This window comes from Campylobacter sp. BCW_4319, assembly GCF_001764435.1.
Lineage (GTDB): Bacteria > Campylobacterota > Campylobacteria > Campylobacterales > Campylobacteraceae > Campylobacter_D > Campylobacter_D jejuni.
Window position 1 is genome coordinate 90,796 of sequence record NZ_MKAQ01000016.1, and the last position, 17,125, is coordinate 107,920.

The 17,125-nt window shown below is 30.9% G+C and carries 20 protein-coding genes; 13 read left to right on the top strand and 7 right to left on the bottom strand.

The window, feature by feature from the left end; translation table 11 throughout:
• Positions 1-74 precede the first annotated feature (74 nt).
• The 10 genes from pal to AJN56_RS05795 all read left to right on the top strand — a co-directional run bounded on the left by pal (position 75) and on the right by AJN56_RS05795 (position 7,351).
• Entirely contained in the window at positions 75-572 is a 498-nt protein-coding gene (gene pal, locus AJN56_RS05750) for a peptidoglycan-associated lipoprotein Pal (RefSeq protein WP_002851617.1), read from the top strand.
• 3 nt (positions 573-575) lie between these two features.
• Positions 576-1,523 (top strand): tetratricopeptide repeat protein, encoded by a 948-nt coding sequence (locus tag AJN56_RS05755; RefSeq protein ID WP_002851738.1) that lies wholly within the window; start codon positions 576-578, stop codon positions 1,521-1,523.
• Between the two features lie 14 nt (positions 1,524-1,537).
• On the top strand, positions 1,538-2,113 hold the full coding sequence (locus tag AJN56_RS05760; RefSeq protein WP_002868762.1) for a peptidylprolyl isomerase: 576 nt from the start codon (positions 1,538-1,540) through the stop codon (positions 2,111-2,113).
• Positions 2,114-2,160: 47 nt separating this feature from the next.
• Positions 2,161-3,033 carry an ACP S-malonyltransferase gene (locus AJN56_RS05765; RefSeq protein WP_024088246.1) on the top strand — a complete coding sequence of 291 codons (873 nt, stop codon included), beginning with the start codon at positions 2,161-2,163 and terminating at the stop codon, positions 3,031-3,033.
• Positions 3,030-3,719 carry an aminodeoxyfutalosine nucleosidase gene (gene pfs, locus AJN56_RS05770; RefSeq protein WP_002860591.1) on the top strand — a complete coding sequence of 230 codons (690 nt, stop codon included), beginning with the start codon at positions 3,030-3,032 and terminating at the stop codon, positions 3,717-3,719. The genes AJN56_RS05765 and pfs overlap by 4 nt, the downstream gene beginning before the upstream one ends.
• Entirely contained in the window at positions 3,716-4,471 is a 756-nt protein-coding gene (locus AJN56_RS05775; RefSeq protein WP_002868759.1) for a tRNA 2-thiocytidine(32) synthetase TtcA, read from the top strand. The genes pfs and AJN56_RS05775 overlap by 4 nt, the downstream gene beginning before the upstream one ends.
• A gap of 4 nt (positions 4,472-4,475) precedes the next feature.
• Positions 4,476-4,997 carry an isochorismatase family cysteine hydrolase gene (locus tag AJN56_RS05780; RefSeq protein ID WP_002868758.1) on the top strand — a complete coding sequence of 174 codons (522 nt, stop codon included), beginning with the start codon at positions 4,476-4,478 and terminating at the stop codon, positions 4,995-4,997.
• Positions 4,997-5,611, top strand: a complete 615-nt coding sequence (gene recO, locus AJN56_RS05785; protein WP_002883441.1) for a recombination protein RecO — start codon at positions 4,997-4,999, stop codon at positions 5,609-5,611. Before AJN56_RS05780 ends, recO begins: the two co-directional genes overlap by 1 nt.
• Complete coding sequence (ybeY, locus tag AJN56_RS05790; RefSeq protein WP_009881779.1) at positions 5,608-6,012, top strand: rRNA maturation RNase YbeY; 405 nt, start codon at positions 5,608-5,610, stop codon at positions 6,010-6,012. The genes recO and ybeY overlap by 4 nt, the downstream gene beginning before the upstream one ends.
• Before the next feature lie 85 nt (positions 6,013-6,097).
• Positions 6,098-7,351, top strand: coding sequence for a Cj0814 family flagellar-dependent secreted protein (locus AJN56_RS05795; RefSeq protein ID WP_070294434.1), 1,254 nt, complete (start codon positions 6,098-6,100; stop codon positions 7,349-7,351).
• Here AJN56_RS05795 and AJN56_RS05800 read toward each other — a convergent pair.
• Genes AJN56_RS05800 through bamA form a run of 7 tightly spaced genes read right to left on the bottom strand, consistent with a single transcriptional unit; the run spans position 7,348 to position 13,855 of the window.
• Complete coding sequence (locus tag AJN56_RS05800) at positions 7,348-8,265, bottom strand: tRNA dihydrouridine synthase (protein WP_002868942.1); 918 nt, start codon at positions 8,263-8,265, stop codon at positions 7,348-7,350. The two genes, AJN56_RS05795 and AJN56_RS05800, sit on opposite strands and share 4 nt — an antisense overlap.
• Positions 8,262-9,248, bottom strand: coding sequence for a hypothetical protein (locus tag AJN56_RS05805; RefSeq protein ID WP_002868941.1), 987 nt, complete (start codon positions 9,246-9,248; stop codon positions 8,262-8,264). Before AJN56_RS05805 ends, AJN56_RS05800 begins: the two co-directional genes overlap by 4 nt.
• Positions 9,238-9,600 carry a molecular chaperone DnaK suppressor DksA gene (gene dksA / locus AJN56_RS05810; protein WP_002851949.1) on the bottom strand — a complete coding sequence of 121 codons (363 nt, stop codon included), beginning with the start codon at positions 9,598-9,600 and terminating at the stop codon, positions 9,238-9,240. Before dksA ends, AJN56_RS05805 begins: the two co-directional genes overlap by 11 nt.
• 11 nt (positions 9,601-9,611) lie before the next feature.
• The gene (locus AJN56_RS05815; protein ID WP_002857335.1) at positions 9,612-10,061 is read right to left on the bottom strand and encodes a 23S rRNA (pseudouridine(1915)-N(3))-methyltransferase RlmH; all 450 of its coding nucleotides are present in this window, start codon (positions 10,059-10,061) and stop codon (positions 9,612-9,614) included.
• Position 10,062: 1 nt separating this feature from the next.
• Positions 10,063-10,905, bottom strand: a complete 843-nt coding sequence (accD, locus tag AJN56_RS05820) for an acetyl-CoA carboxylase, carboxyltransferase subunit beta (RefSeq protein WP_002868940.1) — start codon at positions 10,903-10,905, stop codon at positions 10,063-10,065.
• An 8-nt stretch (positions 10,906-10,913) separates the two neighbouring features.
• Positions 10,914-11,636, bottom strand: coding sequence for an inositol monophosphatase family protein (locus AJN56_RS05825; RefSeq protein ID WP_002866740.1), 723 nt, complete (start codon positions 11,634-11,636; stop codon positions 10,914-10,916).
• Positions 11,636-13,855: an outer membrane protein assembly factor BamA gene (gene bamA / locus AJN56_RS05830; RefSeq protein ID WP_002866741.1), complete on the bottom strand. Its 2,220-nt coding sequence runs from the start codon at positions 13,853-13,855 to the stop codon at positions 11,636-11,638. The genes AJN56_RS05825 and bamA overlap by 1 nt, the downstream gene beginning before the upstream one ends.
• Before the next feature lie 76 nt (positions 13,856-13,931).
• On the opposite strand from bamA, the gene AJN56_RS05835 reads away from it, so the two are divergent.
• The 3 genes from AJN56_RS05835 to lpxC all read left to right on the top strand — a co-directional run bounded on the left by AJN56_RS05835 (position 13,932) and on the right by lpxC (position 17,096).
• The gene (locus AJN56_RS05835; RefSeq protein WP_002860956.1) at positions 13,932-14,759 is read left to right on the top strand and encodes a prephenate dehydrogenase; all 828 of its coding nucleotides are present in this window, start codon (positions 13,932-13,934) and stop codon (positions 14,757-14,759) included.
• A 79-nt stretch (positions 14,760-14,838) separates the two neighbouring features.
• Entirely contained in the window at positions 14,839-16,212 is a 1,374-nt protein-coding gene (locus AJN56_RS05840) for a M23 family metallopeptidase (protein ID WP_002868939.1), read from the top strand.
• Positions 16,212-17,096, top strand: coding sequence for a UDP-3-O-acyl-N-acetylglucosamine deacetylase (lpxC, locus tag AJN56_RS05845; protein ID WP_070246426.1), 885 nt, complete (start codon positions 16,212-16,214; stop codon positions 17,094-17,096). The genes AJN56_RS05840 and lpxC overlap by 1 nt, the downstream gene beginning before the upstream one ends.
• Positions 17,097-17,125 lie beyond the last annotated feature (29 nt).

Consider the following 17,125-nt stretch of genomic DNA (forward strand, 5'->3'; position numbering starts at 1 on the left):
ATTTCAATTTTAGGTTAAAATTAATTAAAAATTAGATATAATAGTAAGAATTTATTAACTTTGAAAGGTCATAAATGAAAAAAATTCTTTTTACTTCAATTGCAGCTCTTGCAGTTGTTATTAGTGGTTGTAGCACAAAAAGCACTAGCGTAAGCGGTGATAGTAGTGTTGATTCAAATCGTGGTTCAGGTGGAAGTGATGGTTGGGATATTGATTCAAAAATTTCTCAACTTAATGATACTTTAAATAAAGTATATTTTGATTTTGATAAATTCAATATTCGTCCTGATATGCAAAATGTTGTAAGCACAAATGCTAATATCTTTAACACTGAAGTAAGCGGTGTAAGTATTACTGTTGAAGGAAACTGCGATGAGTGGGGAACCGATGAATATAACCAAGCTCTAGGTTTAAAAAGAGCAAAAGCTGTAAAAGAAGCTTTAATCGCTAAAGGTGTAAATGCTGATAGAATTGCTGTTAAAAGCTATGGAGAAACAAATCCTGTGTGCACTGAAAAAACTAAAGCTTGCGATGCGCAAAACAGACGTGCTGAATTTAAATTATCAAGATAATTAATGAAAAAAATATTCACAGTAGCTCTTCTTGGAGCTACTTTACTTTATGCAGAAAGCTCAGCTTTTGGTGCAGGAGATATAACAAGCAATTCTTCTTATGGTTTAACTTCAAATGAAAAATTATTTAAAGAAAAGTTAGATAATTTAAATAATGAAAATATACAAACAAATGCTAGAATTAATGAAATTAACGAAAGAATCGAGGGTTTACAAAGCACTTTAGAAGGTATAAATTCTCAATATGCTAAATCAAATTCTAGATTAAGTCAAGTTGAAGAGAATAATCAAAATATTGAAAATAATTTTACTAGTGAAATTCAAAAATTAAAGGCTTATGTTGAAGAAAGTAGAAAAATTCAAGAAGCTAATAATAAGCAAGTAAAAAAAGTTTTAGCCGAACTTAGTTCTTTAGTAGATGCTATTAATGCAAATTATGTTTCTAAAAACGAATTAAATGATGCAAATTTAAGCGTTAAAACTATTACACCTAGTGTTGTTGTTTCAACTACAGATTCAAATAGTACCATTGAAAACAATAATACTCAAAATACCCAAGATGATAAAGCAAAACAAATTGATGAATCTTGGAAAAAGAAAAAAAATAATGAAATTTTAGAATTAGCGATAAAAGATGTTGATAAAAATGCTTTTGAAGATTCCAAAGCAAAATTAAATTTTCTCATAACAAAGCAGTATAAACCCGCAAGAGCAAATTTTTGGTTAGGGGAGATCGAGTATAAACAAAAAAATTATAACAATGCTATTGTTTATTATAAAAAAAGTTCTTCTTTGAGTACAAAAGGGGATTATTTCCCAAAACTTTTATATCATACTGCCATTTCATTGGATAAAACAGGTGATACAAAAACAGCAAATGGTTTTTATAAAGCTTTAAAAACTAATTATCCAAATTCACCCGAAGCAAAAGCTTCACCTAATAGAAAATAAATTAAGGAGATAAAATGGCTATAGAAAAAAATAGTGTAGTTTCAATGTTTTATGAGTTAAAAGACGCAAATACAAATGAAGTTTTAGAATCAAATTTATACTCTCAACCTATTTCTTTTATTTTAGGCAAAGGTCAGATTTTAGAAAGCTTAGAAGAAGAAGTGATGAAGCTTGATTGCCCTAGCAATGCTGATGTGGTAATTAAAAAAGAAAAAGGTTTAGGCGAATACGATGAAAATGCCGTTCAAACTTTACCAAAAGAGCAATTTGCAGGTATTGATTTAAAAGTAGGTATGGAGCTTTTTGGCGAAGGTGAAAATGGCGAAACCGTTCGTGTAACTGTAAAAGAGATTGGCGAAAATGATGTCACAATTGATTATAATCATCCTTATGCGGGTCGTGATTTGCTTTTTTCTTTAAATATCGTAGATGCTAGAGCTGCGAGTGAAGATGAAATTCTTACAGGTATTATCGCAGGAAGTCATAGTTGTGGTTGTGGAAGCGGACATGGGCACGATCATCATCACGGACACGGACACGGACACGGTGGTGGCGGTTGCTGTGGTGGTGGTGGTTGCGGTTGTCATTAATGAAGACTGCGTTTATATTTCCAGGTCAAGGCTCACAAAGTCTTGGCATGGGAAAAGATTTTTATGAAAACTCTATAAAAGCCAAAGAACTCCTTCAAAACGCAAGTGATTTTTGTAAGATTGATTTTAAACATTTGCTTTTTGAAGAAAACGAAAAACTCAATCAAAGTGAATTTACTCAACCCGCCATCGTTTTAAATTCCTTAATGGCTTATAGTGTTTTACTTGAAAAAAAACCTGATTTAAGTTCGAAATTTGCTTTAGGGCATTCTTTGGGAGAATTTTCAGCCTTAGCTGTCAATGGTGCTTTTGATTTTTTAGAGGCTCTTTCTTTGGTCAATAAAAGAGGGCTTTTTATGCAAGAAGATTGTGCAAAAGTTGAAGCAGGTATGATGGTGGTTTTGGGGCTTGATGATGAAAAGGTTGAAGAGCTTTGTCAAAAAGCACAAAAAGAAAACAAGCAAATTTTCGCTGCAAATTATAACTGCGATGGACAAATCGTTGTAGCAGGTTTAAAACCTGATTTAGCAAGTTATGAAAGTGTATTTAAAGAAGCAGGAGCTAAAAGAGCTATGCTTTTAAATATGAGCGTGGCAAGTCATTGTCCTCTTTTGGAAAATGCTTCAGCTAAGCTTTGTGTGGAGCTTGAAAAGGTGTTAAAACCAAATTTTAAAGCCGTGCTTTCTAATGCAAATGCTAAAATTTATACATGTAAAGAAGAAGCCCTTGAACTTTTAAAAGCACAACTTATCTCACCTGTGCTTTATAAACAAAGCATTAAGGCATGTGAAAATGAAGTAGATTATTTCATAGAATTTGGTGCAAGCGTGCTTAAGGGTTTGAATAAAAAAATCACTTCAAAAGAAACTTATGCTTTAACAAATATGAATGATATTGATGAATTTTTAAAGGTTATATGATGAAAATAGCAATTTTAGGAGCTATGAGTGAAGAAATCACTCCTTTACTTGAAACACTTAAAGATTATACGAAAATAGAACACGCTAATAATACTTATTATTTTGCAAAGTATAAAAACCATGAACTTGTTTTAGCGTATTCTAAAATTGGCAAGGTAAATTCTACTCTTAGTGCTAGTGTGATGATAGAAAAATTTGGCGCACAAGTGTTGCTTTTTACAGGAGTTGCAGGTGCTTTTAATCCTGAACTTGAAATTGGTGATTTGCTTTATGCAACAAAATTAGCTCAATACGATCTTGATATTACCGCTTTTGGGCATCCTTTGGGTTTTGTTCCAGGTAATGAAATTTTTATCAAAACCGATGAGAAATTAAACAATCTTGCTTTAGAAGTTGCTAAGGAATTAAATATCAAACTGCGTGCAGGCATTATTGCAACGGGTGATGAGTTTATTTGCGATGAAGCAAAAAAAGCAAAAATCAGAGAAATTTTCAATGCGGATGCTTGTGAAATGGAAGGCGCAAGTGTTGCTTTGGTTTGTGATGCCTTAAAGGTGCCTTGTTTTATCTTAAGAGCTATGAGTGATAAAGCAGGGGAAAAGGCTGAATTTGATTTTGATGAATTTGTGATCAATTCAGCTAAAATTTCAGCCAATTTTGTGCTTAAAATGTGCGAGAAATTATGATAAATCTTAGCAAAAAACTTATACGCCAAGTTGCACAAGCTAATGCTAAATTTGGACTTATTAAAGATGGAGATAGGGTTCTTTTAGGGCTTAGTGGCGGGAAAGATTCTTTGGCTTTAGCCCATCTTTTAAATCGTATGCAAGCTCACGCTCCTTTTAAATTTGAACTTGAAGCAGTAACTTTGAGTTATGGCATGGGCGAGGATTATTCTCATCTTCATGCACATTGTGAAGAACACGGCATTAAACATAGCGTGCTTGATTCAAATATTTATGAAGTTTCAGGCGATACCATAAGAGAAAATTCAAGTTTTTGTAGTTATTTTTCGAGAATGCGTCGTGGAGCTTTATATACTTACGCTCTTGAAAAAGGTTTTAACAAGCTTGCTATAGCTCATCATTTAGACGATGCAGCAGAAAGCTTTTTTATGAATTTTATTCATAATGGAGCTTTAAGAACCTTAGCGCCTATTTATCAAAGCAAACGCGGTGTAACTGTGATACGCCCTTTGATTTTTGTGCGCGAAAGACAACTTAGGGATAATGCTACACAAAATGAACTTAGCGTGATAGGAAATGAATTTTGTCCTGGTATGAAGCTAAGTGAAAAAAATGTAAAATTTCCACACGCTAGAGAAGAAGCTAAACAGCTTTTAGCAAATTTAGAAAAAAATCATCCTAAGCTTTTTACAAGCTTAAAAACTGCTTTTGCAAATTTACACACAGAAAGTTTTTGGTTAGAAAAGGAATAGTTTAATGAAAAAAGCTTTTGTTTTAGTGGATTATCAAAATGATTTTATTGATGGAAGTTTAGGTTTTGATAAGGCTTTAAAAATCAAAGAAAATATTCTTAAAGCCTTAAATCAAATCGATTTTAATAACACACATTTACTTTTAACCTATGATACACACGATGAACATTATCTACAAAGTAAAGAAGGTTTAAATTTACCTGTAAAACATTGCATTAAAGAGAGTTTAGGTTGGCAAATGCCAAAGGAATTTGAACCTTTTTTACAAAAAGCTCATAAAATTTTTTATAAAAATACTTTTGGTAGCTTAGAACTAGCTAATTTCATACAAAAAAGCGATTATAAAGAACTTCATTTTGCAGGGCTTGTTTCTCATATTTGTGTGTTTTGTAATATCATTTTAGCTTTTGGTGCTAAGCCTAATGCAAGGATAATTTTACACCAAAATTTAAGTGCAAGTTTTGATAAAAATTTAGAAAAATCTGCTTTTGATCTACTTAGAGCTTATGGTATTGAAATTGTTTAATGCAAGGCTTTATACTCCATACTCAAAAAGTTAAAGATGAGGATTTGATCGTTTATATTTTAAGTCCTAAAATGCTTATTAAGGTTTATCGTTTTTATGGACTTAGACATTCTAGTATTTTAAGCGGTTATAAAATCGATTTTGCTTTAGAAGAAAATCCTAGTTTTTTGCCAAGACTTAAAGATGTGTTGCATTTAGGATTTTTATGGATCATGCAAAGGGATAAAATGCTTATTTGGCAAGAATTTATCCGTCTTTTATATAGACACTTAAAAGATGTAGAAGAGCTTGATAGTTTTTATTTTGATTTACTTCAAGAGTGTGTGAAAAGGTTTGAAAAACAAAATCCAAAGCGTGTCATTGTCGATGCTTATTTAAAAATTTTGGAATTTGAAGGAAGATTGCATAAAGATTTTTTTTGTTTTGCCTGTGATGAGAAAATTCAAAATTCCATTACACTGTTAAGGGCTTTTTTACCTTCGCATTCTCAATGCGCTTTAGGATTTGAGTTTGAAGAGAAAAAACTAAAACAATTTTATAGCAGTAAAAATTGTGCGATTTTTGATGATGAAGAAATAGAAAATTTATACCATTTGATTAAGGAAGGTTTATGATATTAAGTGATGAAAAATGTGATTTTTTAGAATCTATAGCAAGTTTTTTAGGTCCTAAAGATGTGGAGCTTGTCTTTGTGGATAGTAAAGAAATGCAAGAAATTAACTTAGAGCAAAGAAAACAAGATAAAACCACTGATGTACTTTCTTTTCCGCTTGAAAATATTGATGAGAGTTTGCCTTTGGGTTCTGTTGTGATTAATGTGGATTTGGCAAAAGAAAAGGCTAAAGAGTTAGGGCATAGCTATGAAGAAGAAATAAGCTTGCTTTTTATCCATGCTATGCTTCATTTACTAGGTTTTGATCATGAAAATGATAATGGAGAAATGAGAGAAAAAGAGAAAGAACTTATAGAGTATTTTAATTTACCTAAAAGTTTGATTGTAAGGACTTTGGGATAACTCCACCCCAAAATGGAACAGATCTTGCTTATATTATTTAATATATTTAGGTTGAAGGCAGAAAAATCTAAATTAAGGAATTAATATGAGTATCTTTAGCATCAATGATAACTCAAACTATGGTTCTATACTTTCACAAAGTAAAGCTAATAAAGAAAGTAAAGAAAATTCTAAAATAAGTTTTGCTAATGCTTTTTTAAAACAAAATGCCAGCAAGTTAAGTGATATAGAAAGTAAAAATTCACAAACTCTAGCAAGAAGTGAAATATTAAATTCTACTAATACAACAAATACTAGCAATAATACTAATTTTAGTATAAGTAGTAAGACAAGTTCTCCTAATTATGATATATCAAGTGAATTTAAAAACTCTATTTATACTCTAAAATATAAACAAGAAGATACAAGCAATATTGTATCTTTAGCTTATGGTTATGGAGTAGATGCTAATGGTTATATGGGAAGTGATTTTAACAAAGCCGCAGGATTACCTGAAGATTTTAAGATACATAAATCTACTTTGGATGAGATAGAGAGATTTAATCAACATAATATGGCTAGTGAAACCAGTGGAAACTATTATGATAGTTTTGATATGGCTTCTATTGTTAAATCCCATTATAATAGTTTTAATCAAGTAATAAGTGCATTTCCAAATGATAAAACAAGTTTTAGCGAAGCTGATTTAGAGCAATTACCAAAAGGACTAAATGATGGTTGCAATCAAAACAAAGAATATATTGTAACACATATATTTAACGCAGAACAATTTCACGAAGCACAAGCGATTAAGTATTCTACTATGAATTTGGGTATGAACCTTATGAAACTTGACTTTTCTCCACAAAGCATGGAGCAAGGACCTTCAAATGAAGGTGAATTTAATCCTGATATGTCAGTTTATCCACAAAATGAAGATGGAAGTTATTCTAAAGAAGCTTTATTTATGAGTTTTTTAAAGTCTTATTCGCCTATTCCATCTCCAAATCAAGTTGTTTTGAGCCCTGAAGCAAAAGTTCGTGAAGCAAAACTTGAGCTAGAAATGAAAGCAAATCCTTCTTTTAGCGTTTCCTTAGACGACATTATGACAGGCAAAGTAGATTTTGCAAGTTTGTTAAAAGGCTATGCACAAGATGGTTGGCTTGATGCAGGTATTTATGCAATGGAAAAAGGAGTTGCTTGGCAAAATACAAGCATAGGCTATGGTGGAGCTTGGTTTGATAATCAGTTTAATCAAGCAAAGGCTAATGGCTGGAAAGCAAGCAGTGAAAGTATAAATTCTTATGTTGGATCTATAATGGATAGACTTAATAATCTTATAGGACAAACTAGGGTTTAGAAAAAACTTTCGATTTTTTCTTGCATTATCTTAGCATCATTGATACGATTGACTTCATCTCTAAAGGCTGAAGCGTCTTTATGCCCTTTAGAATACTCGTGTAAATGCTTGCGAAATATACTTACGCCTTGATCTTTGTAGTGTTTTATCATTTCATCAAAATGAGTGAGTATGATTTCTTTTTTGAGTTTTTCATCTACACTTTTACCGCTTTTGATTTCATAAAATATCCAAGGATTTCCCACGCTTGCACGCCCTATCATGAGTCCATCGCATTTTGTGATTTTATAAACTTCTTTAGCATTTTGTGCGTTAATATCGCCATTTGCAATCACAGGAATACTAACGCTTGCTTTAGCACTGGCAATGGATTCATAATCGGCTTTTCCGCTATAAAGCTGTTTTCTTGTGCGTCCGTGGATACTTATAAAATCCACCCCCAAGCTTTCACAAATTTTAGCCATTTTTTCAGGATATTTTTCATTAAATCCTAGTCGAAATTTCACACTTGTAAGGCTTTTTTTATTGTTTTCTTTAATCACTCCTACAAGATTTTTAAAAAGCTCTAAATTTTCTAGCAAAGCACTGCCAGCACATTGTTTAACAACTTTATTTACAGGGCAACCGCAATTAAAATCAATCCCATCTACAAAATCCATTTCATTTAACATTTGCACTGCTTTTTTTAGCACTTCTTTATCTCCACCTGCAATTTGGACTATATAGGGATTTTCTAATTCAGCTCTTTCTAGCATATGTAAAGTTTTAGAACTTTCATAAACTAAGGCATTAGAACTTATCATTTCACTTATGGTAATATCAGCACCAAATTTTTTTACTACATTACGAAAAGGCAGATCTGAAAAACCTGCCATAGGGGCTAAAAATAAAGGTTTTTTGCTAAAATCTATCATTGTATGAGTTGGTTTAGATCGATTTTGATATTTTTTTCACGCAAGACTAAAAAGGCTTTAAAATCATTAAATTTCTTATCATCATTGTGAATTTGTTCTCTTAACTCATCTAAAAGTCCAAATTCAGCTAAAAGATATAAATGTGCTCTTAAAGCTTCGCTTTTTTCATTTTTAATTTTATTAAAAATTCCTAAAATAGCATCAGGATTTAAAAGTTTGGTACTTAGTTTTGCTGCGTTAAGATAGTCTTTTTCGCTTAGTGTATTGTGTGAAAGTAAAACTTCATATTCTGCTACACTAAGTTCTAAATTTCCTTCTTTAAAACGTTTGATAAGTGTGAGAACTTCAGAAGGCTTTTTAGGTATTTTTACATTTTTAATTTGCTCATAACTAGCTTTTTCTATAAGAGTGTTAAAAGCAATTTCTTCAAATTCATCTTTGATTTCATTAAGGTTTTTAAGTTTGTTATAGGCATAATTTGCATCGTTTTTGAGATGATTTTTTTCATTTTGCAAATATAAAACATTGTTATTTTCGAGTTTAAATTTGCTAAGGTTAAAAAATTCGTTTTTATTTAAACCATCAATAAGATCTAAAATTTCATTGATTTTATTTGAGTGTGGAATTTTTTCATGTGTTTTTATGGTTTTAAAAAGTTGTGCTACAGCTCTAAATTCTTTTGTTTGAAAAGTAGTTTTAAGATCTTTTTCAAGGAGCAAATCTTGAGTATAAGCTTCAAATTTAGCTGCATCTTTAAAAAAATGCTTAAATTTTAAATAACGCAAAAATCCATAAAATGCTATGTGTAAAACGGCTAAAATCATATAAATAAATAAAGGAATAACAAGCCATATCATAATAGGTAGTTCAAAAGTATAAGTGCTGATATTTAGAGTATAGCTTCCTAGTTCTAGATGCCAAGCAAAGGCAAAAATAAGTGCTATATAAATAAAACTTGCAAGTAAGAAGAGTTTAATTTTCATGTTTTTTTCCTTGTTCTGCAATTTGACGGCAAGTGATACAATATCTTGCGTGAGGTTTGACTTTTAGTCTTTGAGAGTCGATTTCATCATCGCAAGATTCGCAAATTCCATAAGTGCCGTTTTTGATTTTATCTAAAGAATCTTCGATTTCTATAAGTTCTTCTTTGAGATTGGTACTGATAGCAAAGTCAATTTGAGAGCCTGTTTCTATGACAGAAAAATCTACACTATCGCTTGGGACGCTATTGTGAAGAGCTTCGATTTCATTTGAATTGCTTTGCAAATTTTCTAAGATGGCTTTTTTTCTTTCTTCTAAAATATTTTTGAAATTTTGTATTTCATTTTTTTTCATTTTAAAACTTTCTATTTGTGATAAGGGTGATTGTTGTTGATACAAAATGCACGATAAATTTGTTCTAAAAGTAAGGTTTTAACAAATTGATGTGCTAAAGTAAGTTTGCTTAATGATAGTCTAAAATCCAAACTTTGATTAAATTCTTCTCTTAAACCATAAGCACCGCCTATAAAAAAACTTAATTCATTTTTATCTTGGATGAGTTTTGCAAATTCTATACTTGTAAGATCTTTCCCTTTTTCATCAAGAGCGATACAATAGCCTTTTTTATAAGGCATAAAAGCTTCTTCATAGCTTTTTTTTGCTTCTATGGCATTTAAATTTTGAGCTAAGGCTATTTTTTTATTAAAAACATTTATTTCTTTTAAAGTGGCGTATTTGGAGATGAGTTTAGAGTATTTCTCACTCCAAGTTTTAAATTCATCACTTTTTTGAATACAAAAGATATTAACTTGCAAATTATTTTCCACTAAAAAATTTTAGTACATCGCTAAGATATTGTTTTTGTTCTCCTCTTTCAACTATAGCATCTATAAGTCCATGTTCTAACAAGAACTCTGCTTTTTGAAAACCTTCAGGTAAATCTGCTCCTATAGTTTGTTTGATAACTCTTGCACCAGCAAAACCTACTAAAGCTTCAGGTTCAGCGATGATTAAATCTCCAAGCCAAGCAAAAGAAGCACTTACCCCACCCATAGTAGGATTAGTTAAAATACTAATATAAGGAAGTTTTTCTTTGCTAAGAAGTTTAAGCGCGGCACTAGTTTTGCTCATTTGCATCAAAGAATAAGTACTTTCTTGCATTCTAGCTCCACCACTTGCACTTACGATGACAAGAGGGGTTTTACTTGTGATGGCTCTTTGTATAGCTCTAACGATTTTTTCTCCTTCAACAGAACCTAAAGATCCACCCATAAAAGAAAAATCAAATACAACAAGTTGGGTTTTTAAACTGTTGATTTCACATTCTCCGCTGATGACAGAACTTTTTCTACCTGTTTTACTTTCACCTTCGCTAAGGCGTTTTTTATAGGATTTGCTATCAACAAATTTTAAAGGATCTATAGCTTCTAAATTTGCATCATACTCAATAAAACTGCCTTCATCGCTTAAAAGTTTAATACGTTCATCAGCTGAAATTCTCATGTGATAATTGCATTTAGGACAAACATTAAAACAAGATTCTATTTCTTTATAATACATCAAAGCATGACAACTTTGGCATTTTACCCAGTGATTTGGAGCTTCTTTAATACTAGGTTGTTGTCTTCTGATCTTTGAAAAAATATCTGCAAAATTCATATATTCACCTAATTATTTTTTAAAAATTCCAAGATTATATCAAAAATTTTCTTGTCTTGGCTTAGGAGAAGGAAATTTTCATTTTTTTCTATATATAAATTTTGATGAATTGCTAAAGCAGCTGCTGTATCAAAAATTCGTGTTTTTCCAAGAATTAATACAAAACTAAAATACGAAGCATAAGCAAGACTTAAGGCTGTTGCACCCAAAGAGCGAAATTTTAATTGATTTTTTGTTAAAAAATCGAGAAGTTCTGGATGAAGTGAAATTTTTTCAACTATACCTATTTTAGAAAATAGATTAGGTGTTAAGGGTGAGTATTTTGGATCGGAAAGATTGGATTTAAAAGCTTGATTGTTATTAAAAGCAAAAATTTCTTGACTGACAAGATTGCAAACAAAAGCGCTTTTTGCCTGATCTTTTTCCATAAGAGCTATAGAAGTTCCATAAAATGGTATTTTAGAAACAAAATTTGAACTTCCATCCAAAGGATCAAGAATCATTTGTTTTGGGCTAGCTTTTCCGATCAATCCGCTTTCTTCAGAAAAAATTTGTCCAAAACAACTAAGATATTTTATGAAAATTTGTTCACATTTTAAGTCAAGCTCATAGCCTTGATTTTTATCATAGCCTAATTTAGAGCAAAGTTTAAGATCATTTTGTGGGATATTGTTTAGATACTTGCGTATTTGCAAATTTGCATTCAAGCAAGCATCTAAAAATTCTTTCATTAAAAGCGTGTTCCAAGATTAAATTCAAAACTATTAGTATCATCACCTTTTTTATCATTAAGAGGTTTGGCAAATACAAGCTGTAAAGGCCCAATTGGTGTAATCCATTCAATGCCTATACCTGTACTCATTCTTTTTATTTCATCTAAATTTTTACGTCCTATCATACCATAATCAAAAAACACGCTACCACGAAGTTTGATTCTATCAATCAAAGGAAAACTAAGTTCTACAGAATTGGCAAAAGCTATGGTTCCACCTACTTCATCTCCCCATTGGTTTTTAGGACTTACTGTTCTGCTTTCAAAACCGCGTATCGATCTAATACCACCTAAATAAATTCTTTGATTAATCGGTAAATAGCCTTCATCCCATACTTTATAAAAACTCGCTTTATAGCGATAAATAAGATCATATCCTATATAGTCTTGTAAACCTTGATAAAAGTTAAATTTAGAGCTTGATGAAATAAATTCTTGATCTCCGCCAAGTCCAGCGTATTCTAAACTAGTTGAAGCAATGATACCTGATCGTGGCAGATAATAATCATCTGTATTGTTAAAGGTGATTGCTGGAGTTATAGAGCTTTTAATACTTTTGCCAAGTTCATATCCTGTTCTTAAAAGAGTTGGACTTAAGTGGTATATATCGCTTTGTTCAAGATTATAAGTTAAGCTTACATTATAGTATCTTGCAAATTGGCGTCCAACTGTTATATCAAAGCCGTAATTTTTTTCTGAATAATTATCCCATTCATAGTCATTTGAATAAAGTGTTCCACCCAGACTATATTGACTATCAAGAACGCGTGGATTTATGAGACTAATCCTTCCTGATAAGGTATCATCGCTTTTATCTACGCTTACAGAGCTTTTTATTCCTGAACCAAAGATATTTGTATCTGATAAAGAAGCGTTAAGCAAAATACCATCGCTTGATCCATAGCCAATGCCTCCAGAAATAGCTCCTGTAGAAGCTTCTTTAACATCAACAATCAAATCAATATGTGTATCATCAACTTTTTCTTCTTTGATATTTACATCGTCAAAATAAGAAGTTCTTTTTAAAGCATTTTTTGACTCGCTTAAGTCTGTTCTATTGTATAAATTACCTTCTGTTATATATAATTCTCGGCGTATGACGCGATCTACAGTACGTGAATTTCCTGAAATAATAACATTTCTTATATAAACTTTATCGTGAGGGATTACTTTAAATACAACGGTGGCTTCTTGAGTTTGATCATTTTTTTGAATATCAGGATAGACTTCTACAAACGCATAACCCAAATCAGCACTTTGTGTTTCTATGGTTTTAACATCTTTTCTAATGTCTTCAATATTGATAGTTTTGCCAGCACTTGATCTTAAATCTTTTACGGTTTGTGCATTTTGTTTATCATCAAATAAAGGATTTTCTATGCTTATACTTTTAATTTTATAAGGCTTTCCTTCTTTGATAAAATAAGTCAAATTTGCTTGATAAGTATCTGTGTAGGTTTTAAGATAAGGCGAGGATACTTGAACATCTAAATATCCTTTTTTCATATATTCATCAGCAATTCTTGAACTATCGTTACTAAGTTCAAAAACTTTTAATTTTCCATCATTGCGTCCCCACATCCATCCCATAAATTCTTTTTCTTTGTTAACAACAGCAGGTTCTATATCAGAATATGAAAATTTCTTGGCTCCACTTAAATGAACATTATCAATAATGATATTTTCGCCACGATTTACTATAAATTCAAGCTCTAGTCCATCGGTATTTTCTAAAGTCTTTTTTTTGTATTCTACAATAGTATCAAAATAACTTTTTGCTTCATAATAAGCTTTAATGCGTTCAATAGCTTCTTTTATACTTCCTTCATCAAGTAGTGTGCCTCTTTTAATCCCTAAAATACTTTCAACTTGTTTTCTATCATTTGAAGCTATACCTGTGATAGTAACCTTTGCTATAGTTGGTTTTTCGGTAACTATAATTTCCAAAATTCCATTGTTGTTTTCTACTGCAATATTTTCGAAATAATTTTGTTTATAAAGATTAAGAATAGCAGTGTTGATTTTTGCAGGATTTATTTCCTCGCCTATTTTAAGCCCCGTGATATTTATAGCGCTTGTGTTCGATAAATGATTTAATCCGATAAATTTAATATCTTTAATGGTTGCTGCATTGGCTATAGCAACTAAAGCACAAATACTAATAAGATGTTTTTTCATTGATTTTTTACCTAAAGCTTTATTAAAAGCTGTATAATAGCAAAAAAAATTTAACAAAAAAACTAAGGTAGAAAGTATGAAAATAGCAATTATAGGGCTTGGGCTTATGGGCGGATCTTTAGGGCTTTGTTTGAAAGAAAATAAGCTTATTTCTTGTGTTTATGGTATGGATTTAAGTAAAGAAAATGAAAAAGATGCCCTGCGATTAGGTCTTATTCATGAGCTTATAGAATTTAAAGATTTAGCTTTATGTGATATGATTTTTGTCGCAACTCCTGTTAATGCTATTATAGAAATTTTGCAAAAGTTAGTTGATTTGCCTTCTAATGTAACAATTATAGAGCTTGGAAGTACAAAAAGAAAAATTATAGAAAGTTTGCCTAAGAATTTAATCAAACAAACTCTTTTTGCTCATCCTATGACAGGAACTGAAAATTCAGGTCCAAAAGCGGCTTTTAAAGAGCTTTATAAAGATGCAGTTTGTGTTCTTTGCGATAGTGAAATAGCTGATGATTTGCATCAAAAAAGAGCAGTAGAAATTTTTTCTCATTTAGGGATGAAAATTGTTTTTATGGATAGTAAAGCCCATGATCATCATGCTGCTATTATTTCTCATTTGCCTCATGTTATAAGTTTTTCTTTGGCAAATTTTGTAATGAAAGAAGAGGATAAAAGAAATATTGTTCATTTAGCTGGAGGATCTTTTAAAGGTATGAGCAGAATTGCCAAATCATCGCCACAAATGTGGGAAAGTATTTTTTTACAAAATAAAGATAACTTATTAAGTTCTATTGATTTTTTTCAACAAGAATTAGAGAGATGTAAACAAATGATACAATTAGACAAAAATGATGAATTAAGAGAATGGATGAAACAGGCTAATACTCTAAGAGAAATTTTATAAATTTGCTAGATATTTACTGAAAATATAATAGAATTTATACTAAAAACAACAAAAACATTGAAAATTTTTAAGGAAGGTTATGGCAAAAAGAAAAGGCAAAACTTATTTATCTGTTTTAATTTTAGTTTTAATAGCAATTTTGATTTTTTTTATTTCAAGATTAAGTATTTTTGAAAAAAATCCTCCTCAAATTTTAATGCCAGATGTTGTATATACTGATCTTAAAAAACCTATTTTAGTGCATGTTAAAGATGATGAAAGTTCTATCAAAAATGTACAAATTATATTGCATAAAGACGACAATACTAGTGCAATGGTTATAGCAGATGAAAAGATTTCTAATTTAAAAGATATTACCTTACAAGTTGCTTTGCCAAAATTTGGTTACAAAGAAAATGTAAAATCTTTTGTTTTGGAGGTGATAGCTAAAGATTCTAGTTTTTGGAATTTTTTTAGTGGCAATGAAGCAAGAAAACAAATTGCGGTATTAGTAGATAATACGGCTCCAAAAATCAATATCATAAGCAATTCTTACCAAATCGAGCAAGGCGGTGCTGGGGCAGTTGTTTTTAAGGCCGAAGATGCTAATTTAGATAAGGTGTATATAGAAACAAATAAAGGTAAAATCTTTAAAGTTACACCTTATGTAAAAGAAGGGTATTATGCGGCTTTGATTGCTTGGGATGCAAGAGATGAGGAATTTCGCGCATTTGTTATCGCTACGGATAAAGCGGGAAATATTTCAAAAGAACGTATAAGGTATTATTTTGTTAATCGTAAATATCGTGTTTCAAATATTAATTTAACGGATAAATTTTTAGATGGAAAGATTGAGAATTTAGCCAATCAATACGCTCCAAAAGATAATAATCTCAATCGTTATGAAAAATTTAAGTTTGTCAATGAAACTTTAAGAAATAGCAATGAAGAACTTATCCATGAAATCACTTCAAAAGTACCTGAGGAAAAAATTGATAATTTTGATTTGAATTTATTTTTACCTCTTAAAAATGGTATGAAAGTAGCGGATTTTGCTGATCATAGGTATTATTCTTATAATGGGCAATTTGTGAGTGATTCTTATCATATGGGGCTTGATCTAGCAAGCGTAGCACAAGCTCCTATCATAAGTAATAACGCAGGCAAGGTTGTTTTTGCTGCTGAAAATGGAATTTATGGTTTAAATTTAATTGTTTATCATGGTTTTGGAGTATATAGTCTTTATGGGCACTGTTCTTCTAAAAATGTTGATTTAGATGAAATGATTAATAAACAAAGCATTATAGGTAAAACAGGAACAAGTGGTTTAGCCTTAGGCGATCATTTGCATTTTGGAGTTTTGGTTCAAGGGGTTGAAACGCGTCCTGAACAATGGCAAGATAAAAAATGGGTAGAAAATAATATTTACAATGTTTTAAATGATGGTAAAAAGATAATTTTAGGAAAAAATTAATGAAACAATTAACTTTAGCAAAAACTGTCAAAGGCGTAGGTATAGGACTTCATAAGGGTGAACCCATAGAAATTACTTTAGAGCCTTTAGAAGCAAATAGTGGTATAGTATTTTTTAGAAGCGATCTTAATGCAAGCTATAAGGCAAGTCCTGAAAATGTGATCAATACTCAAATGGCAACTGTTTTAGGAGATGATCGTGGATTTATTTCTACAATAGAGCATTTAATGAGTGCGATTAATGCTTATGGAATCGATAATGTACGCATAGTTTTAAATGCAAATGAAGCTCCTGTTATGGATGGATCAAGTATTAGTTTTTGTATGATGCTTGATGAAGCAGGGGTAAAAGAACTTGATGCGCCTAAAAAAATTATGGTAATTAAAAAGCCTGTAGAAGTAAGAGATGGTAATAAATTTGTGCGTTTAACTCCTACTAAAGAACCCCGTATTAATTACACAATTAAATTTGACAATGCTGTTATAGGTGAACAAAGTTACAATTTTGAATTCAGCAAAAAAAATTATATAGAAAACATAGCAAGGGCTAGAACTTTTGGTTTTTTAAAAGATGTTCAAGCTCTTAGGAGTATGAATTTAGCACTAGGTGGAAGTTTAGAAAATACTATAGTGGTAGATGAAAATCGTATTTTAAATCCTGAGGGTTTGCGTTTCAAAGATGAGTTTGTAAGACATAAAATTTTAGATGCAATTGGAGATTTAACCTTACTTGGATATCGTGTTTTTGGGGATTATATTTCATATGCTGGGAGTCATCATTTAAATCATTTACTTACTAAAGAAGTTTTAAAAGATAAAGATGCTTATGAAATTTTAAGCCTTGAAAAAACAACCCAAAAAGCTTATGAAAAGGTATTTGCATAAAAACCTCTCTTTTGCTTAATGCTTTATCT